Annotated in this window: 26 protein-coding genes; 19 read left to right on the forward strand and 7 right to left on the reverse strand. The window is 60.0% G+C overall.

Features of this window, described 5'->3' with window-relative positions; all coding sequences use genetic code 11:
• The first annotated feature begins 6 nt into the window (after window positions 1-6).
• Together rcsF and BS300_RS07915 are read left to right on the forward strand one after the other, a co-directional pair.
• Window positions 7-378: an Rcs stress response system protein RcsF gene (rcsF, locus tag BS300_RS07910; RefSeq protein ID WP_033113362.1), complete on the forward strand. Its 372-nt coding sequence runs from the start codon at window positions 7-9 to the stop codon at window positions 376-378.
• Window positions 379-384: 6 nt separating this feature from the next.
• Window positions 385-771, forward strand: coding sequence for a DUF488 family protein (locus BS300_RS07915; protein ID WP_043851406.1), 387 nt, complete (start codon window positions 385-387; stop codon window positions 769-771).
• A 91-nt stretch (window positions 772-862) separates the two neighbouring features.
• Here the strand turns inward: BS300_RS07915 and BS300_RS07920 are convergent, their stop codons facing one another.
• Window positions 863-1,843, reverse strand: coding sequence for an NAD-dependent epimerase/dehydratase family protein (locus BS300_RS07920; RefSeq protein WP_071912006.1), 981 nt, complete (start codon window positions 1,841-1,843; stop codon window positions 863-865).
• 227 nt (window positions 1,844-2,070) lie between these two features.
• Between BS300_RS07920 and tsaA the strand changes: the two genes are divergently transcribed.
• Entirely contained in the window at window positions 2,071-2,775 is a 705-nt protein-coding gene (gene tsaA / locus BS300_RS07925; RefSeq protein ID WP_043851404.1) for a tRNA (N6-threonylcarbamoyladenosine(37)-N6)-methyltransferase TrmO, read from the forward strand.
• 282 nt (window positions 2,776-3,057) lie between these two features.
• Entirely contained in the window at window positions 3,058-3,606 is a 549-nt protein-coding gene (locus BS300_RS07930; protein WP_071912008.1) for a cytochrome b, read from the forward strand.
• Between the two features lie 60 nt (window positions 3,607-3,666).
• Here BS300_RS07930 and BS300_RS07935 read toward each other — a convergent pair whose 3' ends face one another.
• A complete protein-coding gene (locus BS300_RS07935; RefSeq protein WP_071912010.1) occupies window positions 3,667-4,341 on the reverse strand; it encodes a polymer-forming cytoskeletal protein in 675 nt (224 codons plus the stop codon).
• A gap of 212 nt (window positions 4,342-4,553) precedes the next feature.
• Here BS300_RS07935 and BS300_RS07940 point away from each other — a divergent pair, with 212 nt between their 5' ends.
• The 3 genes from BS300_RS07940 (at window position 4,554) to BS300_RS07950 (ending at window position 7,441) form a co-directional block, all read left to right on the forward strand.
• Window positions 4,554-5,228 carry a response regulator gene (locus BS300_RS07940; protein WP_033113361.1) on the forward strand — a complete coding sequence of 225 codons (675 nt, stop codon included), beginning with the start codon at window positions 4,554-4,556 and terminating at the stop codon, window positions 5,226-5,228.
• Window positions 5,228-6,613 (forward strand): ATP-binding protein, encoded by a 1,386-nt coding sequence (locus tag BS300_RS07945; protein WP_071912012.1) that lies wholly within the window; start codon window positions 5,228-5,230, stop codon window positions 6,611-6,613. Before BS300_RS07940 ends, BS300_RS07945 begins: the two co-directional genes overlap by 1 nt.
• Before the next feature lie 147 nt (window positions 6,614-6,760).
• Complete coding sequence (locus BS300_RS07950) at window positions 6,761-7,441, forward strand: hypothetical protein (RefSeq protein WP_071912014.1); 681 nt, start codon at window positions 6,761-6,763, stop codon at window positions 7,439-7,441.
• A gap of 93 nt (window positions 7,442-7,534) precedes the next feature.
• Here the strand turns inward: BS300_RS07950 and BS300_RS07955 are convergent, their stop codons facing one another.
• Window positions 7,535-7,879: a DUF805 domain-containing protein gene (locus BS300_RS07955; protein ID WP_071912016.1), complete on the reverse strand. Its 345-nt coding sequence runs from the start codon at window positions 7,877-7,879 to the stop codon at window positions 7,535-7,537.
• A 507-nt stretch (window positions 7,880-8,386) separates the two neighbouring features.
• Between BS300_RS07955 and BS300_RS07960 the strand changes: the two genes are divergently transcribed.
• The 4 genes from BS300_RS07960 to BS300_RS07975 all read left to right on the forward strand — a co-directional run bounded on the left by BS300_RS07960 (window position 8,387) and on the right by BS300_RS07975 (window position 10,111).
• A complete protein-coding gene (locus BS300_RS07960) occupies window positions 8,387-8,845 on the forward strand; it encodes a hypothetical protein (protein ID WP_083593437.1) in 459 nt (152 codons plus the stop codon).
• Window positions 8,846-8,989: 144 nt separating this feature from the next.
• Window positions 8,990-9,268, forward strand: a complete 279-nt coding sequence (locus BS300_RS07965; RefSeq protein WP_239693814.1) for an antibiotic biosynthesis monooxygenase — start codon at window positions 8,990-8,992, stop codon at window positions 9,266-9,268.
• A gap of 45 nt (window positions 9,269-9,313) precedes the next feature.
• Window positions 9,314-9,745, forward strand: coding sequence for an N-acetyltransferase (locus tag BS300_RS07970; protein WP_071912018.1), 432 nt, complete (start codon window positions 9,314-9,316; stop codon window positions 9,743-9,745).
• 117 nt (window positions 9,746-9,862) lie between these two features.
• Window positions 9,863-10,111: a DUF3297 family protein gene (locus tag BS300_RS07975; protein ID WP_005347440.1), complete on the forward strand. Its 249-nt coding sequence runs from the start codon at window positions 9,863-9,865 to the stop codon at window positions 10,109-10,111.
• Window positions 10,112-10,205: 94 nt separating this feature from the next.
• Here the strand turns inward: BS300_RS07975 and BS300_RS07980 are convergent, their stop codons facing one another.
• Both BS300_RS07980 and puuR read right to left on the reverse strand, forming a co-directional pair.
• A complete protein-coding gene (locus BS300_RS07980) occupies window positions 10,206-11,483 on the reverse strand; it encodes an FAD-binding oxidoreductase (protein ID WP_071912020.1) in 1,278 nt (425 codons plus the stop codon).
• A 45-nt stretch (window positions 11,484-11,528) separates the two neighbouring features.
• Window positions 11,529-12,131 carry an HTH-type transcriptional regulator PuuR gene (gene puuR / locus BS300_RS07985; RefSeq protein WP_041208438.1) on the reverse strand — a complete coding sequence of 201 codons (603 nt, stop codon included), beginning with the start codon at window positions 12,129-12,131 and terminating at the stop codon, window positions 11,529-11,531.
• Window positions 12,132-12,484: 353 nt separating this feature from the next.
• On the opposite strand from puuR, the gene BS300_RS07990 reads away from it, so the two are divergent.
• The 5 genes from BS300_RS07990 (at window position 12,485) to BS300_RS08005 (ending at window position 19,465) form a co-directional block, all read left to right on the forward strand.
• Window positions 12,485-13,948 (forward strand): NAD-dependent succinate-semialdehyde dehydrogenase, encoded by a 1,464-nt coding sequence (locus BS300_RS07990; RefSeq protein WP_071912022.1) that lies wholly within the window; start codon window positions 12,485-12,487, stop codon window positions 13,946-13,948.
• Between the two features lie 254 nt (window positions 13,949-14,202).
• Window positions 14,203-15,492: a 4-aminobutyrate--2-oxoglutarate transaminase gene (gene gabT / locus BS300_RS07995; protein ID WP_042033089.1), complete on the forward strand. Its 1,290-nt coding sequence runs from the start codon at window positions 14,203-14,205 to the stop codon at window positions 15,490-15,492.
• Between the two features lie 366 nt (window positions 15,493-15,858).
• Complete coding sequence (locus BS300_RS08000) at window positions 15,859-17,202, forward strand: APC family permease (protein WP_071912436.1); 1,344 nt, start codon at window positions 15,859-15,861, stop codon at window positions 17,200-17,202.
• A 776-nt stretch (window positions 17,203-17,978) separates the two neighbouring features.
• Window positions 17,979-18,119 carry a hypothetical protein gene (locus BS300_RS21370; protein WP_167334751.1) on the forward strand — a complete coding sequence of 47 codons (141 nt, stop codon included), beginning with the start codon at window positions 17,979-17,981 and terminating at the stop codon, window positions 18,117-18,119.
• A complete protein-coding gene (locus BS300_RS08005) occupies window positions 18,119-19,465 on the forward strand; it encodes an APC family permease (protein ID WP_041208258.1) in 1,347 nt (448 codons plus the stop codon). The genes BS300_RS21370 and BS300_RS08005 overlap by 1 nt, the downstream gene beginning before the upstream one ends.
• A gap of 93 nt (window positions 19,466-19,558) precedes the next feature.
• On the opposite strand, the gene BS300_RS08010 is transcribed toward BS300_RS08005, so the two are convergent.
• Window positions 19,559-19,933 carry a hypothetical protein gene (locus tag BS300_RS08010; protein WP_225315422.1) on the reverse strand — a complete coding sequence of 125 codons (375 nt, stop codon included), beginning with the start codon at window positions 19,931-19,933 and terminating at the stop codon, window positions 19,559-19,561.
• A 250-nt stretch (window positions 19,934-20,183) separates the two neighbouring features.
• On the opposite strand from BS300_RS08010, the gene BS300_RS08015 reads away from it, so the two are divergent.
• Both BS300_RS08015 and BS300_RS08020 read left to right on the forward strand, forming a co-directional pair.
• A complete protein-coding gene (locus tag BS300_RS08015) occupies window positions 20,184-21,332 on the forward strand; it encodes a sodium:phosphate symporter (RefSeq protein WP_071912024.1) in 1,149 nt (382 codons plus the stop codon).
• A gap of 172 nt (window positions 21,333-21,504) precedes the next feature.
• Complete coding sequence (locus tag BS300_RS08020) at window positions 21,505-21,975, forward strand: FKBP-type peptidyl-prolyl cis-trans isomerase (RefSeq protein ID WP_033113327.1); 471 nt, start codon at window positions 21,505-21,507, stop codon at window positions 21,973-21,975.
• Between the two features lie 154 nt (window positions 21,976-22,129).
• Here the strand turns inward: BS300_RS08020 and rdgC are convergent, their stop codons facing one another.
• Window positions 22,130-23,041, reverse strand: a complete 912-nt coding sequence (gene rdgC, locus BS300_RS08025) for a recombination-associated protein RdgC (protein ID WP_033113354.1) — start codon at window positions 23,039-23,041, stop codon at window positions 22,130-22,132.
• 180 nt (window positions 23,042-23,221) lie between these two features.
• Here rdgC and BS300_RS08030 point away from each other — a divergent pair, with 180 nt between their 5' ends.
• On the forward strand, window positions 23,222-23,650 hold the full coding sequence (locus BS300_RS08030; protein WP_071912026.1) for a GNAT family N-acetyltransferase: 429 nt from the start codon (window positions 23,222-23,224) through the stop codon (window positions 23,648-23,650).
• Window positions 23,651-23,680 lie beyond the last annotated feature (30 nt).

Here is a 23,680-nt window from a genome sequence, read left to right on the forward strand (position 1 = left end):
GAGATGATGAAACGCCTGATCCTGATGATGCCCCTGATTGCCTCCGGCTGTGCCAACTACGCCTTCAACAGCAATCTGGATAAAGAGAACTTCGACGACTACTTCAAACCGGGTAGCGTGCGGATTTACGAGCAAGCTCAGCTGGCCGATCTCAACTACCTCTACCTCGGCACCGTCGAGGGGGAATCGTGCCAGGCCGATGCCAAGCAACCGGTGCCCAACGCCGGTGAGGCCCGCACCCTGGCTCGCCGCCGCGCTGCCGACATGGGCGGCAACGGCGTCACCTTCGACAAGTGCAGCGAATTCAGCGATACCCCCGGCTGCCTGAAGCAGGTGATCTGCTACGGTCAGGCGCTGAAAGTGGCTGAAGAGAAGTAACGAACCATGGCGCTCGCCATCGTCCGTCTCGGCTCACCCCGCCTCCCCGACGAAGGACTTCGGATCGGCACGGTACGTCGCCCGCCCCGCGGCGTGCCAAAAACCGAGTTTGCCAGCCAGAACTGGTATGACGTCTGGTTCCCCAACCTGGCCCCCAGCAGCGAAACCATGAAGCTGGGGCAGGCCGCGGAGACCCCGGCCCAGTGGGCTGCCTTTGGCAAGGCGTACAAGGCGGAGCTGGCGACCCCGGCAGCCAAACACGATCTGGCACTGCTGGCCGCCCTCTCCCACACCACCAACCTGTCGGTGGGTTGCTACTGCGAGCAGGAGTCCCGCTGCCACCGTGCCATTTTGCGGGAGTTGCTGGCGGCTGCAGGTGCGGACATCCGCTAACACTCACGTGCTATGTCAGTAAAAACAGGAGGGCATCATTACGATGCCCTCCTGTTTTCAGGTATTGCATGGCGCGCCAGTTCGTTATGCGCTATCGCACCTGCTGGCGCAGCAGCATCTCTTGCTCAACGGTCATCCCTTCGGCCACCGCCGCATCCGGCGTCCGTGCCAGCCACTCGGCCAGATCGGCGGCCGTCTCCTCTAGCGGCCGGAAGTTGAGACCATGCACAATGGCCGCCTCGGCGCTGATCCGGCCATAACCGGCATACTCCGGCAACATATTGGGCAGCAGGGTCGGATAGCTCAGCCAAGGCTCGACACCGGCCGCAAGCAGTGCCTGCCAAGGCGCCCAATCAGCCTCTATGGGGGTGGCAACTCCCACTCTCGCCGCCAACCGTTCGACCCAATCTGCCAGCGCAATGCCCGGCTTGACCAGATTGAAAACTCCCGTCAACTGCTGCTCGGCGGCCCGCAGCACAAACTCGGCGCAGTCGCGCACATCCAGATACTGCAGTCGATCCTGCCCCTCCCCCGGCAGCAGCCAGCGCCCGCCCTGCTGCACCCGCTTCACCCACCAGGTCATACGGCCGGTGTGATCATGGGGGCCGCACAATACGCCCGGGCGCAGGATGCAGAGCCGCTCGCCCCAGCGGGCGCGATACACCTCTTCGCACAACACCTTGAGCGGGCCATACTCCTCGGGCTGCTCGCCCGCACCGATGACATGCAGTGGCGCCGATTCATCCATTCCGGGTTGGGCAAAGTCGCGATAGACGCTGATGGTGGAGATAAAGATGAGCCGCTCGCAGCGCCCGAGCAGGGCCGCCGACAGGCTCGCCGCCTGCTCTGGCCGATAGCAGCAGGTATCGATGACCAGATCCCACTGCAGCCCCTCTCCCTGCAGCGCACCCAGATCGCCATTGCGATCGCCGATGAGCAGTACCAGCTCCCGCCAGTCGGGATGCTGGTGATGGCCGCGATTGAACAGGGTCACCTCATGGCCCCAGTCAAGCGCCAGCGCAGTCAGGTGGCGCCCCAAAAATCCGGTGCCACCGATAATCAGCAGTTTCATCCCTCTCCCTCCCCATCCGGCTTACTGTTGCGGTCTTCGCACCGTGGCGAGCCAGCACCGCTCCTCCTGTTTGTCCCACCCTACGCAACTTGGCGCCAAGGCACAGCCCTCGGTATACAGGGATGGGACGGGGATCACGGCAGCCGACGGCGAGGGCGCCGCACGGGGAAGCCTGCGTTTTGGGGCCGCATGTGCTAAATTGCCAGGGTTTTCAGCCAGGATCCGCCATGAAGTTCGAAATCGACACCCTCGGAATTATCCGCTCTCCCTACAAGGAGAAGTTCGCCATTCCGCGCCAGCCCGGCCTGGTCAAATCGGCCCGTGCCCGCCTCGAGCTGCGCCCTCCCTACGATCAGCCGGACGTGCTGCGCGGCATCGAGCAGTTCTCCCATCTGTGGCTCAGCTTCGTCTTTCACCAGACCATGGAGCAGGGGTGGAATCCGACGGTGCGCCCGCCGCGCCTGGGCGGCAACGAGCGGGTCGGGGTCTTTGCTACCCGCTCCACCTTTCGCCCCAATCCGCTCGGCCTCTCGGTGGTCGAGTTGCACGGGGTGGGTCGCGAGCGCGGCAAACTCTGGCTGGAGCTGGGGGCCGTCGACCTGCTCGATGGCACTCCCATCGTCGATATCAAACCCTATATTCCCTATGCCGACAGCCTGCCGGAGGCCCGTGGCGGCTTTGCCCCCGATGCCCCGACCCCGCCGCTGGCGGTGAGCTTCAGCCCGGACGCCGAGTTGCAGCTGCAAACGTGGAGCCAGCGCTACCCCGAGCTGCGCCAGCTGGTGAGCGAAGTGCTGGCACAGGATCCACGCCCTGCCTACAAGAAGGGCAAGCCGGACGAGAAGGAGTACGGCGTGCGGCTGTTCAACTGCAATGTGCGTTTCCGGATCAGCGAGCCCGCCTGTCTGGTCATTGCCATCGAACCGGCCTGACCATCAGGGTCAGGCCAATCTTTTCACGGGCGCTTCACACTGCTCACGGTTTAATTAACCTGTAAATTGTGTGGTATTGATCAGCTCCTCAACGAGCCGGCAGTGATACCATCTCCATGGCAGTATCATGCGGAAAATACAGACGATTTTCCTCTAACGGGCGCTCCGGCCTGCACCAGTGTGTATCCGGCAGGCGTCGCCAATGGAACTGGCCTCCTCCGATCGTTTCGCTCATCGGGAGATGCCACACGGATGTGACTCTTTGACTGAAGGAAACCAACCATGCTGATGAACAGTGAACAACGCTACGGCCCCCTGAGTCTCGGGCTGCACTGGCTGACCCTGTGGGCCATGATCGCCGTCTATGCCCTGATCGAATTTCGCGACATTTTTCCCAAAGGAGACCCGGGCCGGGATCTGATGAAGGAGTGGCACTTCATGCTGGGGCTGCTGATCTTTGCACTGGTCTTTGTCAGACTGGCCCTGCGCTGGATGAGCCCGACGCCGCGTATCGTGCCCGAGCTCTCCCCCCTGATGCACAAGCTGGCCAAGCTGGCCCATATCGCCCTCTACGGCTTCCTCATTCTGACCCCGCTGTGTGGCTGGCTGCTGCTGAGCGCCGCCGGCAAGCCCATCCCCTTCTTCGGGTTTGAGTTGCCTGCGCTGATAGCGCCGAGCCCTGACGCCAAAGGGTTTATCAAGGAGGTGCACGAAACCCTGGGCAACCTGGGTTACGCCCTGATCGCCCTGCACACTGTGGCCGCCCTCTTCCACCACCATGTGCTCAAGGACAACACCCTGACCAATATGCTGCCGCCGCGCCGCAGCTAAGACGTTGCAAACAGACAAAAGAGGGGGCCATCATGGCCCCCTCTTGCTATCCGGCATCCATCACGCCTGCTTGGCCAACGGCTCGCTGCCTTTGCCACGACCCTCTTTGGCCAGCGCCTTCACATTTCCTTTCCCCTCGACGGGCACGCTCTCCAGCTCCTGATTGGCTGGTACCGGTGCGGGAGAGCTGGCAGAACTCTCATCCGGACGAGAGTGACCGATAAAGTTGCCTCCCTTGCTGATGGAGAGGCTGCCGCCCTTGAACGTCCCCTGCATGCGGCCACTCTCGAGTATTTCGACTTCGGCGGCAGAGCAGGTACCATCCAGCAAGCCATTGATGATGACGCGGGGAGCCTTCACCTCTCCCTCGACACGGCCACCCGCCATGATGCGCAGGATCCCGTCACTCAGCACTATGGTGCCGACCAGCACTCCACGCACCTCCAGATCCCCCTCAAGCTGCAACTCCCCCTTGAAGCGGGCACCTGCGGCGATAACCGTTGCCTTTCCCGGCACAGAGCCCTCGCCCTTGGCTTTTCGTCCAAACATTCCGAATCTCTCCCCAAACCAGACAAGCAGAACCAGCGGCATGGGCGCCACTGGCCATAAATAGGCATCCGACCCCAGAACATAGAGCAGCAGTGCCGCTCCCCAGCAGAGCCAGACCAGATAGAGAAGGTCGCTACGCTCCCGCTCCTGCAGGTGGCATCGCCACCTGATGGCCATCTCTCTCATCACCACACCCTTTGCAGCATGGCCAGTCAGCAAACGCCGATGCGATGGCCATCGATAACAACATGCTCGGGATAGACGACCAATTGGAGGAAACTCTGAAGCCCGGGTGATTCAGTCCCGATACAGGCGGGAGGCATTAGGATACGGATTGACTCCGCATAGCGAACATCTTCTAATTGACTGCTTGGATCCCTATGACCGCCGCACACACCATGAAAATTCTCCTGGTCGAAGACGACAAGCTGCTCAATCACCACCTCTCCTCTCTGCTGACCGAAGCAGACAATCAGGTCTACAGCACCGATCAGGCAGGGATTGCGCAGCACTATGCAACGGATTACCCCATCGACGTGGCCATCATCGATCTCGGTCTGCCCGATATGGATGGCCTGCAACTGATCCGCGAACTGCGCGAGAAGCAGATCCCCTTCCCCATCATCGTCCTCACCGCCCGTGGCAACTGGCAGGACAAGGTGGAAGGGCTGGAAGCGGGTGCCGATGACTATCTGGTCAAACCGTTTCAGAAGGATGAGCTGCTGGCTCGCCTCAACGCGCTGGTGCGCCGCAGTGCCGGCTTTATCTCGCCGCGAGTAAAAGCGGGCGACTATGAGCTCGATCTCTCCCGCAAGGAGCTGACCATCGCCGGTGAAGTGGCCGTGCTGACCAGCTTCGAATACCTCATTCTGGAGTACCTGATGCGCAACGCCCGTCAGGTGGTCTCCAAGCAGCAGCTGCTCGACCAGCTCTACGGCGATGGGGAAGGGGATCCTAACACCATCGAGGTTATGGTCAGCCGCCTGCGCAAGAAACTGGATCCGGAGGGGACAATTCAACCCATCTCCACCATCCGCCGTCAGGGTTACATCTTCAACCTGTCGTGCAACTGATGCGATTCTGCCCGCTACTGCGGATGGTGCGGGTGCTGCGCCGCTCGCTGCACATCAAGCTGCTGCTCAGCTCTCTGCTGGTGATCGCCCTCAGCATGGGCTTTGCCGTTTATGCCCTCTACCTCGGCCATGTCGAGGAGCAGACCCAGAAGGCGAGCGCCCGGATGCAGGAGAACCTGGCCAAGCTCTTCTCATCGACCGAGCCGAGCAATGGCGGCCCGACCGATCTCAGCCACATCTCCCGCAATGCCGGGGATGCCGACCTCGATACCCTGATTTGCCGCGCCGATGGTGAACGGATCTGGTCGAGCCTGCACATGCCGGAGGTGATCAAGGCCAAAGAGAGTATCTGTGGCGACCTGATGCAGTATCTGGGGGGGATGGATCTCGACTACTTCTTCAAGAAGCACACCATCAAGAACGGCGAAAGCTACTTCGTCTACAGCCTGCGTTTTATCCGCAACCCCGGCACTGGCACCACCGCCTACTACGTGGTGATGATCGATTCGGCCAAGCGCTATCACGCCGAATCCCTCGCCTATCTCGGCCATATCGCCCGGCAGGCGGTGCTCGCCTACATGCTGCTGGCCAGCCTGCTGCTGCTCACCACCTACTGGAGCCTCGGCTCCCTGCGCACCATAGCCCGCCAGATCGATGACATTCGCTCCGGCAAGCTCGACTCTCTCTCCAGCGATTTTGAACAGGAGCTCACCCCGCTCACCGAGTCGGTCAACCAGCTGCTGGAGAACGAACGGCAGCAAACCCAGCGCTACCAGCACGCATTGAACGATCTCGCCCACAGCCTGAAAACCCGGCTGGCGCTGATCCAGATGACCACCCGCGAGCTGGAGCTGGGCCGGGAGATCCACGACAACATCAACGAGCAGATCCTCACCATGGATCAGATGATCCAGTACCAGCTCAGACGCGCCGTCACCGGCCGCCAGCGCCTTGCCAGCAAGGGCACCGAGCCGGTACCGCTTATCGAGAAGCTGCTCGCCAGCCTGACCAAGGTCTACCGTCACAAGAAGCTGCAAACCCAGTTTCACTTTGACGACGACGCCCTGTTCCACGGCGAGCAGGGGGACTTGATGGAATTGATGGGCAACCTGCTCGACAACGCCTGCAAGTTTGCCATCAGCGAGGTGCGGGTGACCCTGCGTCGCCATCTCGAGCGCCTGCGCATCGAGGTGGAAGATGATGGCCCCGGCATCGACGAGGCCAAATCCGAACAGATCTTCCAGCGCGGTGTGCGCGCCGACAGCTCCCCTGGCCAAGGCATCGGTCTGGCGGTAGTGACCGAAATCGTCCACAGCTACGGCGGCCAGATCCGGGTGGATGAATCTCCTCTTGGCGGTGCCCGTTTTACCCTGGATCTCCCCTGACAGCACGCCTGTCTCCCCCCTTGAAATTTCTCCGTTGCGGGCCCTTTAGCGGCCCGCAGCCCTTTGCTCATCAGACCACATATTGGTCGCATTCATGTCCCTCGATGTTACAATCCCGTCACAAAAATCGGGAAAGGTAATGAAAACATGAAGATCCGAATGCTATTGCTGGCCGCCCTGCTCTGCCACGGCGCCGTACAGGCGCAAGAGAAGGCCCCCGATGGCTGGCAAGATGGCCCCATAACCCGCCTCAAGGCACAGGCCCTGCTGCAAACCCTCAACGCCACCTTGCTGAGCAACCCGAGTGCTACCGTCACCCTGCAAAACTGGTGCGCCGACCACAAGATGGCGGGCGAACCGCGCATTCGCGCCCTGCGTGACCAGACAACACGCAAACCAGGCGATGCCGCCACCCGTGAGCTGTTCAAGATCGGCGCCGATGAGCCGGTGGGCTATCGCCGGGTGCAGCTAACTTGCGGCGATCATATCTTCTCGGAAGCGGACAACTGGTATGTCAAAAGCCGCCTCACTCCGGAGATGAACCAGCTGCTCGACAGCAGCGACACCCCGTTCGGGCTCGCGGTCAAGGCGCTCAACTTCAGCCGCAAGACCCTCTCCTCCACCTTGCTCTGGTCGCCCCTGCCGGCTGGCTGGGAGATGAAGATGCCCGTCATTGCCACCAGCACGGCGCCGCTGACCATCCCCGAGCAGGTATTGCAGCACCGCGCCCTGCTTTCACGGGAGGATGGCACGCCGTTCAGTCTGGTGGTCGAGACCTACCGCCGGGATCTGTTCGCCTTCCCGCTGGATGCGGGCAACGGTCAATGATCCAGCGCTGTTAAGGGGCCAATAAAAGAGGCCGGACTATCTCATTTCGTCCGGCCTGCTTGCTACACGGGAGAGCTTTCTGTCGGTGTTTATTCAGATAAAGGGGACGGCACCATAGCGATTTGAATAGGGATTGCCGCGCTTTGCCTTGAAAAAAAGCACCAGCAGCGGGCCGATAATCGGGATTAATCCCAGCAGCAAAAACCAGCCATTGCGACCAATGTCGTGCAGACGGCGCACGCTCAATGCCCAGCAGGGCACAATAATAAAGAGACCATATACGCCCATCAGTTTGTAGCCATAATCCAGCTGTTTGGTCAGCAGCGATAGGATGACACAAATAACGGTATTGATAAGAACGAACATCCAATATTCTTTGCGCGAGGCCCGTCCTTTGAAATCAGCAAATTTCTGAAATGCACGAAAATACCAGTTCATAAAAACTCCAGCTTCTGCGTCTATGTTGTTTTTGCACGAATGAGACAGAAATAAGCGATAGCAAAACCATCGGTATTGGTGTTGGTCGCTTGTCATAACCTGCTGCAGCCAGACAAAGATAATTGGACACTGTGATATTCAGCAAGGCAATTTGAATTATAAAATATAAAAGAGAATGCCCCGTTAATCGCCAATATGGCCAATGAGTGCCGCCAGCGGTGCCAGCTCTGGCTTTGCGCAGTGTGACAGGCCGCGGATTTTAAAGATTTTTGATATTTTTTGATAACTTTTCATCGTGCAAACGCGCACAATAAGGGCTTTGCAGCAGAACCATAGCCGGTGTTTCCGGCCAATGCTGACCCCTAAAGCCGCAAAGGGAGTTACGGGTAACGAGTGGCAGCGGAAGAATGGAAGCTGGATAACGGTAGCCAACAGTGCGGTAACTGGATAAACGCTACGTTGGCAAGCCAGGCTCAATAACAGCGCATGGATATCAGGGATGACCAGATGAACAAGACAGCGGCTATATTCTCCATTCTCTTCAGCATGAACCTCCATGCAGGCCAGACCATTAACAGCGATGCCCATCCGGTTATCGGGGTATGGCGCCTCAATTTTGCCGATACCAGCTGTTATGAAGAGTACGACTTCAGGGCGGATGGTCGTCTCTATACCTCGTCAAATCAACAACAGATCGAATCATCCTATATTATTGAGCGCGAGCCGTCCGCTTCCGGATTTTACAAGCTGGAAGAACATATTCTCAAAGAAAATGGTGGCAAAGACTGCCTGGATATGTCCCAGAATGAGGATACTGACTACGTCTACTATCTGAAATTTTCACCGTCGGAAGATCAGTTTTTAATCTGTCTTGATGAGAGCGATGAAGAGTGCATTGGTTATTTTATTCGCCAGTCCAGTCCGCGCCAACAAAAACTCCAGCAGATATCGGCAACCACCATGTAGCCCTTTCTTTATGGATTCCATTTTATTTTTTTGCTGGCCAGATATTTACAATATAAAGAGAGCCTGGATGATTTCATAATAAATAAAAAATCCGACCTTGATTCGATAATAAATCTAACAATGTTGCCCACCAAAGAGATAAATATGGTTATGCTAACCGGTTATATCATTGTGCCTGCCTCCGATTTACCAGCCGTCATGGGGGAGCTTGATAACCATATCCAGCTGACCCGACAGGAACATGGCTGCCTGCAGTTCGAGGTGACGCAAAGCAGACTCAACCCCTGCCGCTTCGAGGTCTGCGAGACCTTTCGCGATCCCGCCGCCTTTGCCGCCCATCAGGCCCGGGTCAAAGCCTCCCGCTGGGGGGAGATCACGGTCAATGTCGAGAGACACTATACCGTGACGGGACTTGGCGAATAGCCGTGGCACCTCGCCTATTTTCCACCTTCAACGATTGAGAGACTTATGATCCGCCCATTATCCAAATCCGATCTCGATGCCGCAGTCGAGCTCTGGTATCAGGCCTCGGTCAAGGCACACGGCTTTATTCCCGCCGACTTCTGGCATGCGCAGCGTGCAGCGATGCGGGATATCTATCTGCCCGCCAGCGAGAGCTGGGTTTATGAGGAGCAGGGGCAGCTGGCAGGATTTATCTCCTGGCATCAGGGCTCTGTTGCCGCCCTCTTTATCGCCCCGCGCTTGCAATCACAGGGGCTGGGTCGACAGCTGCTAGACCACCTCAAGTCACGGCATGAGCAACTTGAGCTCACCGTCTACGCCGAGAATGAGCCGGCGCGGCGCTTTTACACCCGCAACGGCTTTCACGAGGGGGAGCAGAGAATATGCGAGCATAGCGGCCACGCCGAGATCATCATGCAGTGGCAGCGGGGCATCTGAAGTCAAGAACACTCGCAGATTGCTGACATGCTGCGGCAGGGCGGGCAGGCGTTGCCTTGAATGCCATGACGCCATTCTCTACAATGCCCCACTTTATATCCATTTCGGGTCATAGCCATGAGCGATACCAGCACCAAGCCGGCACTGCCGGATCACCTCTCCTGCAATCCCCGCAGCCCCCACTATGTGGCGGCCTGCTTCGAGCATCCGATCGGTATTCGCCTGAACGGCAAAGAGCGCACCGACGTCGAAGAGTACTGCATCAGCGAAGGCTGGGTGAAGATCCCCTCCCCCAAGGCGCTGGATCGCCGCGGCCAGCCCATCCTGATCAAGCTCAAGGGCACCGTCGAAGCCTATTACAGCTAATTGCAGCTACCCGCTTCGGTTAAAAACAAGGCCACCCTCGCGGTGGCCTTGTGGTTTGCGTCGTTCAGCCCTGACAACGGGCTGAACCGGTTTTTTATACCCCCAGCCGATCGCGCAGGGTGTACCAGGCGGCGCCGGCGGCGGTGAAGGGGATGCGGAACAACCGGCCACCAGGGAAGGGGTAGTGGGGCAGTTTGGCAAAGGCATCGAAGCGCTCCGCCTGACCGCTCAGCACCTCGGAGAGCAGCTTGCCCGCCAGATGGGTGCAGGTGACACCATGGCCGCTGTAACCCTGCATGTAGTAGATGTTGGGGCCGATGCGGCCAAACTGCGGCAAGCGCGACAGGGTGAGCAGGAAGTTGCCGGTCCAGGTGTACTCCACCTTGACGTCAGCCAACTGCGGGAAGGTCTTGAGCATCTTGGGGATGATCAGCCTCTCGATATCCGCCGGATCCCGCGCGCCATAGACCACGCCGCCGCCATAGATCAACCGGTGATCGCCGGAGGTGCGGTAGTAGTCGAGCAGGTAGTTGCAATCCTCCAGACAGTAGTTCTGCGGCAAGAGTGAACGGGCCCGCTCCTCTCCCAGCACTTCGGTGGCGATCACCTGGGTGCCGCAAGGCATGCTCTTGCTGGCCAGTTCCGGCACCAGATTGCCGAGGTAAGCGTTGCCAGCCACCACGATAAAGCGCGCCTTTACCGCTCCTTTGGCAGTCTTGACCAGCGCCGGCTGACCCGGAGTAATACTGGTGACGGCGGACTGCTCGAAAATCTGCCCCCCCTGGATGCGGATCGCTTCCGCCTCCCCCAGCGCCAGATTGAGAGGGTGAATATGGCCACCGCTCTTGTCGAGCAGGGCGCCGACGTAGCGATCGCTCGCCACCACCTCGCGCACCCCCTTGGCATCGAGCAGCTCCAGCTGCTCATTGCCCCACTTCTCCCAGCGCGCCTTCTGCGCCTTGAGCTCGTGGAACTGCTTCTCGGTCTCGGCGGCAAAGACGCCCCCCTCCTGCAGATCGCACTGGATGTTGTAGCGCTTGATCCGCTCGCGGATGATCTGGCCCCCCTCAAACAGCATGGAACCGAGCAGCCTGGCCTGATCCGGCGGGCAGTTCGCTTCTATGGTGTCAATGTCGCGGCTGTAGGAGTTGACGATCTGGCCACCGTTACGGCCGCTGGCGCCAAAGCCGACTCGCGCGGCCTCCAGCACCACCACCTTATAGCCCTTCTCTACCAGATGCAGGGCGCTGGAGAGGCCGGTATAACCCGCCCCGATGACGCAGACATCACACTCCAGCTGTTCGGTCAATGTCGGGTAGGGCGCGTGTTTATTGGCGCTGGCTGCGTAGTAACTGTTTACATGTTCGGTCATGATCCCTGTTTCCTTACCGGTTCTGTTGCCAAACTACTGTCAGGATTAAAAGCTCGCCGGGGTGTGGGCACTGACGATGCGGCAGGTCTGCCCCGACGGATTGCTGAAACTGTGGGGCTCGCCGGTGTCGATCACATAGCTGTCGCCCGCTTCGAGTTGATAGCTCTGGCCTGCCACCGTCAGGGTCACCGACCCCTCCAGCACAGTGCCGACCTCCTCCCCCTGATGCTTGACCTGCCCGCCGGTGTCGGTGCCGGGGGGATAGGTCTCCAGCATAAAGCCGAGCTGGCGGCGGTTGTTGCCGTTGTGCACCAACTTCATCGAGACCCCCTGACTGCCCAGCTCGATAAGCTGTTCAGCCTTGATCACCACGCTGCAGGGGCGGCTCTCCTCCTCGGCGAAAAAGCGCGACAGCGGCAGGCCATAGACGGTGAGCAGCTTTTGCAACGACGCCACCGAGGGGCTCACCTTGTCCTGCTCTATCATGCAGATGGCGCCGTGGGTCAGGCCGCTCAGCTCCGCAGCCCGCCGCTGGGAGAGCCCCAGCTGGTGGCGCACTGCCGCCAACCGCTCGCCCATGGTACGGGCACCACTCTGCGGCACCAGCTGCAGACGAGCCTCGCTCTCACTGCTCTGTGGCCCACTCATGGCAGGCCCCCTCTCATCTTCTGCCTGCACTCCCGCAACATGGGTCATCTCCCTCTTCCCTCTGGTTAAAATAGCGGACCAGCACCATCCCTGGCTGTTTGCAATGCTACACACACATCGTTAATTATTTTGCACACCCCAACCATCACACCAAGCCACCGGATCGGGGTAAACTGCGCTACACAGCCCATTTTCTAGCACGCAGCACACCAACAATTCAAATATATTTAACACTTGAAAAACATTTCAGCTCAATTTATGGTCTCCATGTGCTTATTATTTTATACGGCAGCACCACAGGATGAGCCGCATCATCGCCACCTTGCTGCCAGGTTTCACCATTGAGGCTTGCCATGTCCGCTACCAGCTCCAATCAAAACTTGATCAAATCCCGCGCCTATATAGATGGTCAGTGGTGCGAGGCCGCCAGCGGCCGCACCTTCGAGGTCACCAATCCGGCTACCGGTGCCGTGATCACTCAGGTGCCCGACATGAATGAAGAGGATACCCGCCGCGCCATCGCGGCCGCCCACGCGGCGCAACCCGCCTGGGCAGCCCTCACCGCCAAGGAGCGCAGCAACAAGCTCTACGCCTGGTTTGCCGCCATCACCGCCCACAGCGACGAGCTGGCCCGCATCATGACCTGCGAGCAGGGCAAGCCGCTGGCGGAAGCCAAGGGGGAAGTGACCTACGGCGCCAGTTTTATCCAGTGGTTCGCCGAAGAGGGCAAGCGCGCCTATGGCCGCACCATCCCGGGCTTTAGCGGCGATCGCCGGCTGGCCACCATCAAGCAGCCGGTCGGGGTCGTCGCCGCCATCACCCCGTGGAACTTCCCGATTGCCATGATCACCCGCAAGGCCGGCCCGGCGCTGGCCGCCGGTTGCACCATCGTCATCAAACCGGCCGCCGAAACACCGCTCTGCGCACTGGCGCTGGTGGTACTGGCCGAGCAGGCGGGGATCCCCGCCGGGGTCATCAATATCGTCACCAGCCACCAGCCGAGCGCGGTGGGCAACGAGCTGTGCAACAACCCGACTGTGCGCAAGCTCTCCTTCACCGGCTCGACCCGCATCGGCAAGCTGCTGATGCGCCAGTGCGCCGACACCATGAAGCGCCTCTCGCTGGAGCTGGGCGGCAACGCCCCCTTTATCGTCTTTGACGATGCCGATCTCGACGCCGCCGTGGTCGGGGCGCTCGCCTCCAAATACCGCAACGCCGGGCAGACCTGCGTCTGCGCCAACCGCATTCTGGTGCAGGCCAGCATCTATGACGCCTTCGCCGAGAAGCTGACTGCCGCCGTTGCCGCCTTCAAGGTGGGGGATGGCATGAGTGAAGGCACCCAGATCGGCCCGCTCATCAATCCGGCCGCCGCCAGCAAGGTTGCCGAACTGGTGCAACAATCTGTTGCCGCCGGTGCCGAAGTGCTGCTGGGTGGCGAGCCCCACCCCGCCGGCCCCCTCTTCTACCGCCCCACCATTCTCGGCAAGGTCGCCAGGGACAACCCCATCCTGCAGGAGGAGATCTTCGGCCCGGTCGCGCCGCTGGTGCGTTTCGAGAGCGAAGCCGAGGCCATCGCGCTGGCCAACGATACCCCCTATGGTCTGGCCGCCTACTTCTATGGCCGCGACATCGCCCGGGTATGGCGCGTCGCCGAGCAGCTCGAATACGGGATGGTCGGCATCAACGAGGGGATCATCTCGACCGAATTGGCCCCCTTTGGCGGCATCAAGGAGTCGGGTCTGGGTCGGGAGGGGGCAGCCGAGGGGCTGGAGGAGTATCTGGAGACCAAATACCTCTGCTTTGGCGCCATTCGCTAGGGCAGCAGAGGGCTAAAGCATCGCATTCATCGATGCTTTAGCCGCAAGATTCATCGCTTTTACAGATAGATGCAGACGTTTACCCGAGGCGGCAAGGGGCATAATTTGGCCTGCGCTGCCTCGCAAGAGGGCTTCTGCAACACACACCACACGCCGCCGATCTGACCCGATGGGCTAATTGGCTGTGATGGGCGCCAAAACGCCCGCCACATTTTCAGGGAATATCCGGGGCTGCGGCCCCTCAGGGAGGAAAGATGAGTCAGTCAGAATCAAACAAGGCGTGGCAAGCGCGCCGCGAAGCGGCCGTGGTCAACGGCGTTGGCACCCTGCTGCCGGTCTTTATCGACCGGGCGCAAAACGCCGAGCTGTGGGATGTGGAGGGCAACCGCTACATCGACTTTGCCTCCGGCATCGCCGTGCTCAACACCGGCCACAACCATCCGAAAGTGGTGGCGGCGGTGCGCGAGCAGCTGGAAAAGTTCAGCCACACCTGTTTTCAGGTCACCCCCTACCCGGGCTATATCGAGCTTGCCGAAAAGCTCAACGCCCTGGTGCCCGGCCCGACCCCGAAACGCACCCTGTTTCTCTCCACCGGCGCCGAGGCGGTCGAGAACGCCATCAAGATTGCCCGCGCCCACACCGGTCGCAGCGGCACCATCGCCTTCAAGGGGGGCTTTCACGGCCGCACCATGATGGGGATGGCGCTCACCGGCAAGGTGGTTCCCTACAAGACCGGCTTTGGCCCCTTCCCGGGCGAGGTCTACCACATCCCCTTCCCCGCCGACTATCTGGGGGTGAGTGAAGAGGATGCCCTGCACGCCCTCGACCTCTGCTTCAGCGCCGACATCGAGCCGAGCCGGGTGGCCGCCATCATTATCGAGCCGGTACAGGGCGAAGGTGGCTTCTATCCCGCCTCCCCGAGCTTTATGCAGAAGCTGCGCAGCATCTGCGATCAGCACGGCATTCTGCTCATCTGCGACGAGATCCAGAGCGGCTTCTGTCGCACCGGCAAGACCTTCGCCACCGAATATGCCGGCATCGAGCCGGACATCATGACGTTGGCCAAGAGTCTGGCTGGCGGCTTCCCCCTCTCCGCCGTGGTGGGCAAGGCAGAGATCATGAACGCGGCCAAGCCGGGTGGCCTTGGCGGCACCTATGCCGGTTCCCCCATCGCCTGTGCCGCCGCGCTGGCGGTATTGCAGGTGATCGAAGAGGAAAAACTCAACCAGAAAGCGCTGGATCAGGGTGAGCAGATCAAGGCGGGGCTGCAACGCATAGCCGAGCGTTTTGACTGCATAGGTCAAATTCGCGGACCCGGTGCCATGGTGGCCATGGAGCTGGTGAAACAGCGCAATGCCGACCAGCCCGATCCCGACCTCACCAAACGTCTGGTAGCCGAGGCGGGCAAACGCGGTCTGGTCCTGCTCTCATGCGGGGTGCGCGCAAATGTCATCCGTTTTCTCGCCCCGCTGACCGCCCCGGCGGCAGTGATTGACGAAGGGATGCAAATCCTTGAAAAATCACTGGAGGCCGCGCTGGCCTGACCAGCAGGAAAGTAACCGCTAACCTGTGCAAAAAAATGCAGTTTTGCCCCCTTTTTTTCTTGTCAAGGGGGCCCTGCAAATGCACAATGCGCCGCCACTGCAAGGACCGGTATTACCACATCTAGCCGGTCCTTTTTTGTACAGTGAACAAACCCATAAACGAGGCCGGATCACCCCCGGAAAAGATAGCGAGATTGGCAGCAATCTCCCGACACCACAATCAGTGAGGAACAACATGGGGCATCTCAATGCTTTCCGACCGGCTCTGCCCGGTGCGCGCCACCCCGGCGCCCTTGATTCCCGGGCCTCTTTCCCGGTTTCGTTGATGGAGTGTGCCGCCCCGGCACCGCGTGAGGAACAGGCATGATGAACGCCCAACCGGTTGGTCTGAAAAAGACCCTGAAACTGTGGCAGGTCGTGGTCATGGGTCTTGCCTACCTCACCCCCATGGCTGTGTTCGACACCTTCGGCATCGTTACCGAGATCACCGAAGGCCATGTCCCTACCGCCTACCTCTTTGCCCTGATCGGCATGCTGTTCACCGCCCTGAGCTACGGCCATCTGGTGCGCAAGTTCCCGTCGGCAGGCTCCGCCTATACCTATGCCCAGAAGGTGTTCCACCCCTATGTCGGCTTTATGGTGGGTTGGACCTCCCTGCTCGACTATATGTTCATGCCGATGATCAACATGCTGCTGGCCAAGATCTATCTGCAGGCGCTCTTCCCCGAGGTGGAGCCCTGGACCTATATCTTCGGTCTGGCGGCGGTGATGACCGCCCTCAACCTGCGCGGCATCAAGCTGGTGGCCAACTTCAACAGCGTCATCGTCATCATGCAGTTCAGCATCATCGCCGTCTTTATCGGCCTGATCGCCTGGGGCGTGCACAATGGCGAGGGGCTGGGCACCGTGGCCAGCAGCCGGCCCTTCTTCTCCGAGCAGATCAACATCTCGCCGCTGCTGATGGGGGCCTCGATCCTCTGTCTGTCGTTCCTCGGCTTTGATGCCATCAGCACCCTGTCGGAAGAGACGCCGGATGCGGATCGGGTTATCCCCCGCGCCATCGTGCTGACGGCGCTGATCGGCGGTGTGCTGTTTGTCACCACCTCCTACTTCCTGCAGCTCTTCTTCCCGGACATCTCACGCTTCCAGCATCCGGATGCGGTGTTGCCGGAGATCGCCCTCTATGTGGGCGGCAAGCTGTTCCAGGCGGTAGTGCTGGTCTGCACCACAGTGGCGGTACTCGCCTCAGGGCTCGCCTCCCACGCCGGCGTATCGCGCCTGCTCTACGTGATGGGACGGGATCGCGCCCTGCCGAGCCGCTTCTTCTCCTACGTGCATCCGAAGTGGCAGACCCCGGCCTGCAATGTGCTGCTGGTCGGCCTGCTCGCCCTCTCCGCCGTTTCGTTCGATCTGGAGATGGCGCTGGCCCTGATCAACTTCGGCGCACTGGTGGCCTTCACCTTCGTCAATCTGGCGGTGATTGCCCACTTCTATGTGAAGCTCGGTCGCAACAAGAGTCTCAAGGATCATCTGATCTATCTGCTGCTGCCGCTCTGTGGCGCCGCCTGCATCGGGGTGCTGTGGCTCAACCTTGAGCCCTCCTCCTTCGAGCTGGGGCTGATCTGGGCTGCGCTCGGTGCCATCTACCTCTTCCTGCGCCTGACGGTGTTCCGCATTCCGCTGCGCACCAGCGAGGAGCTGGCGCAATAAGCCAGCCGCGCGGATAAAACGATAAAGGAGCCTGCGGGCTCCTTTGTTTTTACTCTGTCATGCTGATTGTTTAGCGCGTTGCTCTCCGTTTTAACGCTTTGCGCTTACTCTCCTTCACCGCGCTGGCGATCCCCTGATCTGCTGTATGTGATGCGGTTATGGCCGCCACCTTATTGGCCACCCCGCATGTTTTGCCATTGCGCTTTTTGCTGAAAATGTGACTGATTTCAAATCGGCACCCGCCACTATCGCCCTCCGTGACGTGGCACTGACCAGGAAAACCATTTAACTTAGTCATTTTTGTGACTAAACATGCAATCGCTATTTTCCCCCGCCAACCCCCTGATTCCCGCCAGCAACGCCTCCGGGAGGTTGAGCAACAGCCCGGGGGATGGCGGCAAATATGATCAGGATCAATCTTGAGGCGCAATGCGCCCTGCAGGGACAATCAGGACAAATTTCGCACAGCAGGAAAATAGTGCGTAGCCCCCCTCTATGCCCCCGTAAAGAGGGGGGCGGCACGGGGTCGGCCACAGGGGGCGAGTGACCACTTACCTTCGCTGCGCTTATGCAAAAAAATGCGATATTGAGCCGATTATTGCTTGTCAAGGGGGAATCCCGAATGCACAATATGCCGCCAATAAAGGACCGATGTTCACTGCGACATCGGTTTTTGTATTTTGAAGAGCAGTGCAAACCCACTACAAGAGGCCGGAAACGTTCCGGAAGTGATACCCGAGATTGCCAACAATCTCCCGACGTTAATGAGGAAAAACATGGGGCGTTTCAATGCTTTCCTGCCGGCTAATACCGGTTTGCGCCTCCCCGGCGCCTTTGATCTGCAGGCCTGCGAATCCACCGCAATCCTGTACTCGTTGCAAGCACGTGCTGCGGCACTGATTGAGGAGAAAGCGTAATGGCATCTCAAGGCGCCAAGCTGCTCAAAACCCTGACCCTGACCCAAGTGATCGTCATGGGTTTGGCCTACCTGACCCCCATGGCTGTATTCGATACCTTCGCCATCGTCGGTGACATCACCGAAGGCCGGGTCGCCACTGCCTATCTGCTGGCCCTCGGCGGCATCCTGCTGACTGCCTTCAGCTACGGCCATCTGGTGCGCAAGTTCCCCTCTGCGGGCTCTGCCTATACCTACGCCCAGAAAGTGTTCAACCCCTACATCGGTTTCATGGTCGGCTGGTCCTCCCTGCTCGACTACATGTTCATGCCGATGATCAACATCCTGCTGGCCAAGATCTACCTGACTGCCATGTTCCCGGGTGTCGAGCCCTGGGTCTTCATCTTCGGTCTGGTGACCGTGATGACCTTCCTCAACCTGCGCGGCATCAACCTGGTGGCCAACTTCAATGGCCTCATCGTGGTGATCCAGCTGGCCATCATCACCATCTTCATCGGTCTGATGGCATGGGGTATCTACCACGGTGAAGGCGCCGGCACCCTGATGAGCAGCCGTCCGTTCCACTTCGAGTCAGCACAGCTGGTACCGCTCTTCACCGGTGCAACCATCCTCTGCTTCTCGTTCCTGGGCTTTGACGGGCTGAGCTCTCTCTCCGAAGAGACCCCTAACGCCGGCAAGGTGATCCCCAAGGCGATCGTGCTGACAGCCCTTATCGGCGGCATCATCTTCGTGGTGGTCTCCTACTGCCTGCAGCTCTACTTCCCGAGCCTCTCCCGCTTCCAGCATCCGGATGCGGTACTGCCGGAGATCGCCCTCTACGTCGGCGGCACCTTCTTCCAGTCAGTGGTACTGGTCTGCACCACGGTCGCGGTACTGGCCTCCGGCATGGCGGCTCACGCCGGTGTGTCGCGCATCCTCTACGTGATGGGTCGTGACCACATGATCCCGGAGCGGGTATTTGGGTACATCCACCCGAAATACCGCACTCCGGCCATCAACGTGCTGATGGTCGGTGCGCTGGCTCTCTCCGCCGTGTCGTTTGATCTGGATACCGCGCTGGCGCTGGTCAACTTCGGTGCGCTGGTGGCATTCAGCTTCGTCAACCTGTCGGTGATCGGTCAGTTCTGGGTGCGCGAGAAGCGCAACAAGACCCTCAAGGACCACATCGTCTATCTGCTGATGCCGCTGCTCGGTGCCGCCACCATCGGCGCCCTCTGGATCAACCTGGAGCAGAGCTCCCTCGAGCTTGGCCTGATCTGGGCTGGCCTCGGCGTGACCTATCTGTTCTTGCGTCTGGCGGTGTTCCGTATCCCGTTCCGTCAGTACGAAGAGGCGGCCGACGCCTGATCGCCTGCGGATAGCGCATAACAAAAGGGGAGCCATGGCTCCCCTTTTTGCTGCCGGTCTGTTGCCGGTCACACGGGCTTGGGCCCGGTCTGCTTACTGCTTATCCAGCACGGCGGTCGCCGCAGCCTTGAGCGGATCGCGAGCGATGGTCTTGGCATCCTGTTCCGCCTTGTGCAGCTGCTGGTTTGCCTTGTCCATCTTCTGCTGCATACCGTTACCGCTCTCCTTGAGGTCGGCGCGCTTCTCGCCCAGCAGGTCGGTGCGGCCTTTTTGCACCTCGGCTTTCACCTTCTCTTTCTCCTGCTTCACCAGCTTGCTGGTATCACAGTTGCCCTTGACCCCCAGTGTGGCGTTCACCGCTTCGTTTTTGAGGGCCTTGTCGAGGTTGCAATCTGTTTTCAACAGGCTGGCCTGTGCCCCTGCCGAGAGCAGCCCCAGCGACAGAGAGAGGATCCATGCACGCATCATCTTGTTTACTCCTGCTTGCCAATAAAGGGGCGCAGTGTAGCGATCACCTCCCAGCTGGCAAGGCGGCAGTGCCTTCGTCCCCCCCTTTTGCCACCCCAGAGCCAACCGGCTCGGTCAGCGCTTGTCGCCGCAGCTTGTCGTCATAAAAACATCATCGAAATGTCACGTTGTCATATTTCTGTCATTAACCACTGATTAAATGCGCGGGTCATCAACAACCCAAGACGGCACGGCCGTCCCAAGAGGCTTTATGCAACAGAGTGACTCCCAACAGCAGCAGTCAGCGACCCGCGCCCTGTTCAACTGGATGAGTGTCATCGCCCTGGTTTACCTGATCCTGGTAGCCGTCGGCGCAGTCTCCCACGGTTTCAAAGGTTTCTCCGGCGGCGCCGAGGGCGCAGCCCAGATCTTCGCGTTTGCCAACAACCCCTTCGTCGCCCTGCTGCTCGGCATCCTGGCGACCGCGCTGGTACAATCCTCCAGCACTGTGACCTCGGTCATCGTCGGTCTGGTTGCCGGCGGCCTGCCCATCGGCATGGCCATCCCCATGGTCATGGGTGCCAACCTCGGCACTACCATCACCAACACCATCGTTTCGCTGGGCCATGTCCGCGACCGTACCGAATTCCGCCGCGCCTTCGCCGCCGCCACCGTACACGACTTCTTCAACCTGCTGGCCGTGGTCATCTTCCTGCCGCTGGAGCTGATGTTCGGTCTGCTGCAACATAGCGCCGAATGGCTGGCCAACATGCTGGTGGGCTCTGCCAACATGTCGATGAAGGGCATGGATTTCATGAAGCCGCTGACCGCACCGGCCCAGCAGCTGATCGACAGTGCCGTATCCTTCCTGCCGGGCAAGGGTGCCGCCATCGCCACCATCGTCATCGGTATCCTGCTGATCCTGGCCAGCGTCACTTATCTGGGCAAAGTGCTGCAGAAGGTGCTGGTTGGCCGCGCCAAAGAGGTACTGCACAAGGCATTGGGCCGTGGCCCGCTGAGCGGCATCACCTCCGGTGCGCTGGTGACCATCATGGTGCAGTCCTCTTCCACCACCACCAGCCTGATGATCCCGCTGGCCGGCGGCGGTGTGTTCAGCACTCGCCAGCTCTACCCCTTCACTCTGGGCGCCAATATCGGTACCACCATCACCGCCCTGCTGGCTGCCACCGCCATCAGCGGAGCCGGTGCCCAGCTGGCCCTGACCATTGCGCTGGTCCACGTGTTGTTCAACGTCTTCGCCGTGGTGTTCATCTATGGCCTGCCGTTCCTGCGTGACCTGCCGGTGCGCGCCGCCGAGGGCTTGGCCCGGGTAGGCAGCGAGAACAAGCTGCTGGCACTCGGTTATGTGGCGGGTCTCTTCTTCGCCCTGCCAGCTCTGATGATGGTGGCCGCCAAGTAAGCGCTGCCGCCATAAAAAGGGGCGAGTCACCGACTCGCCCCTTTTTACGTCTGCGCCACCCTGCTTTGCCTGCCCGCTCACATCCTCCCGCCCTGTGGCTCGCCATCAGGGGCGGTGCGCGATAAGATGGCCCCTCATTGCACTCTTTGTCTTTCTTGGAATAGGAAAACCGATGAAATTCATACTGATCGCGCTGCTGGTTGCCGGTGTCGCCTACTACTTCTACTCCAGCAGCAACAACAAGAAGCTGGCCGAAGATAATGTTCGCAAGGGGGCCGAGTTCCTCGCCAGCAACAAGGAGAAACCGCTGGTGACCACCACCGCCTCCGGCCTGCAGTACGAAGTGCTGACTCCGGGCACCGGCACCGTTCACCCGACTGCCACCAGCAAGGTGAAGGTGCACTACGAGGGCAAGCTGCTGGACGGCACCGTCTTTGACAGCTCGGTCGCCCGTGGCGAGCCCATCGAGTTTGGCCTCAATCAGGTGATCAAGGGGTGGACTGAAGGAGTTCAGCTGATGGTGGAAGGGGAGAAGACCCGCTTCTATATCCCGGCCAACCTCGCCTACGGTGACCGCGCCGCCGGCAAAATTCCGCCGGGATCCGTGCTGATCTTTGATGTGGAGCTGCTGGGTATCAAATAATCCCCTGTGGCGAACCCCCACGCCCGAGCTGAGCTTCGACGTCTAGGAGAGGGCCGACCACCAGTCGGCCCTCTCTGTTCGGGATTGCCTCCGGCCATCAGCGCCCATAAAAAAACCGCCCTCGGGCGGTTTTTTGCAATCAGGCTGAATCAGTTCAGATGGACTGCTCTTCGCCACCCAGGGCGGCAAACAGCGCCGGGATAAACTGGGAGAGCTCGGCGGTCACCAGCGCGAAGTCGGCATCCAGACGGGCGGCCGGATCTTCGCTGGTCACATCGTCGTTCTGCTCGCGCAGCTCTTCGCTGAACTTCAGGCGCTTGATGGAGAGATCATCCCCCAGCACGAAGCTGACGGTCTCGCCCCAGTTGAGAGCCAGCTTGGTCACCAGCTTGTCGTTGGCCAGGTGGTTTTTGATTTCATCCGTCATCAGATCCTGCTGCTTGCAGCGGATGATGCCACCATGCTCCATGGCACTGCGCAGCTCGGCTTCATCTTCAAGGGTGAAGGAGGCAGGCAGATTGCCCTCGTTCAGCCACTCGGTCATGGTGATTTCGGGCGGGTTCTTGAGGGCCACCGGCACTACCGGCAGGGAGCCGATGGATTTGCGCAACAGAGCCAGCAGGTCGTCCGCCTTCTTGGCAGAGCCCGCATCCACCACCATCAGGTTGTCGGCCGGATTGATCCAGGCGAAGGTCTGGCTGGTACGGCTGAAGGCACGCGGCAGCAGGGTGTGGAGGATCTCCTCTTTCAGCGCTTCCTTCTCTTTCTTCTTGAGGGCGCGGCCCTGCTCGAACTCGATCGCCTCTACTTTCTCCGCCAGCATCTCCTTGACCACGGTACCGGGCAGCATCTTCTCCTCCTTGCGGGCGCAGATGAGGATATGGCCGGAGGCGCTGTGGGTCAGGGTTGAGCCGAATTTGCCAAGGGGCTTGACCCACCCGAACCGGGAGATGTCCTGACTACCGCAAGGGGTGAAGGCACAGGCCTCCAGCTGGGTTTCCAGCTGCTCAACGGTCAGGTCGAAGGGGCGGGTAAAGCGATAAATCTGCAGGTTTTTAAACCACATGGCGTCCTCGGTCTCGATAGATTGTCCGGCGGGCATTGTACTAGAGCGGCGCTTTGTGATCAGCCAATCATTCTTGCTAAATAAAGGGCGATCGACTTCACAGGGTGCCATACCGGTTACCGGAACTGTCATCAAGTTCCCCTAGACTGCGAAGGTGAAGTTGTTAACAAGGATGAAGATATGTTGCGGCCCAGTCGCCCCGAAGACATGGACGAGATCGTCGAAATCTGGTTGCTGGCCTCCCTGCAGGCCCACGATTTCGTCGATGCCTCCTGCTGGTGGCAGGCTCAGGAGGATCTGCGCACCCGCTACCTCGATCACGCCTACATCTGGGTGTTCGAGGAGCGCGGCGACCTGCTCGGATTTATGGCGCTGGTAGACAACTACCTTGCCGCCCTCTTTGTGCGCCCCGACCGACAGGGACGCGGCGTCGGCCATGCCCTCTTGCAGGAGGCCAAGCGTCAGGGTGCGTCGCTCCACGCCAGAGTCTTCGTGGAAAACTCTCAGGCGGTGCGCTTCTACCGCCGCCACGGCTTTGTCATCGAGGCAGAGGAGTCCGATCCCCTTACCGGCCACCCCCAGTACAAGATGTGCTGCGAACCCGCATGAACTGACGGCAGCCCCTTGTTTTACTTGAAA

The sequence above is a fragment of the Aeromonas sp. SCS5 genome (assembly GCF_001887375.1).
Taxonomy (GTDB): Bacteria; Pseudomonadota; Gammaproteobacteria; order Enterobacterales; family Aeromonadaceae; genus Aeromonas; species Aeromonas jandaei.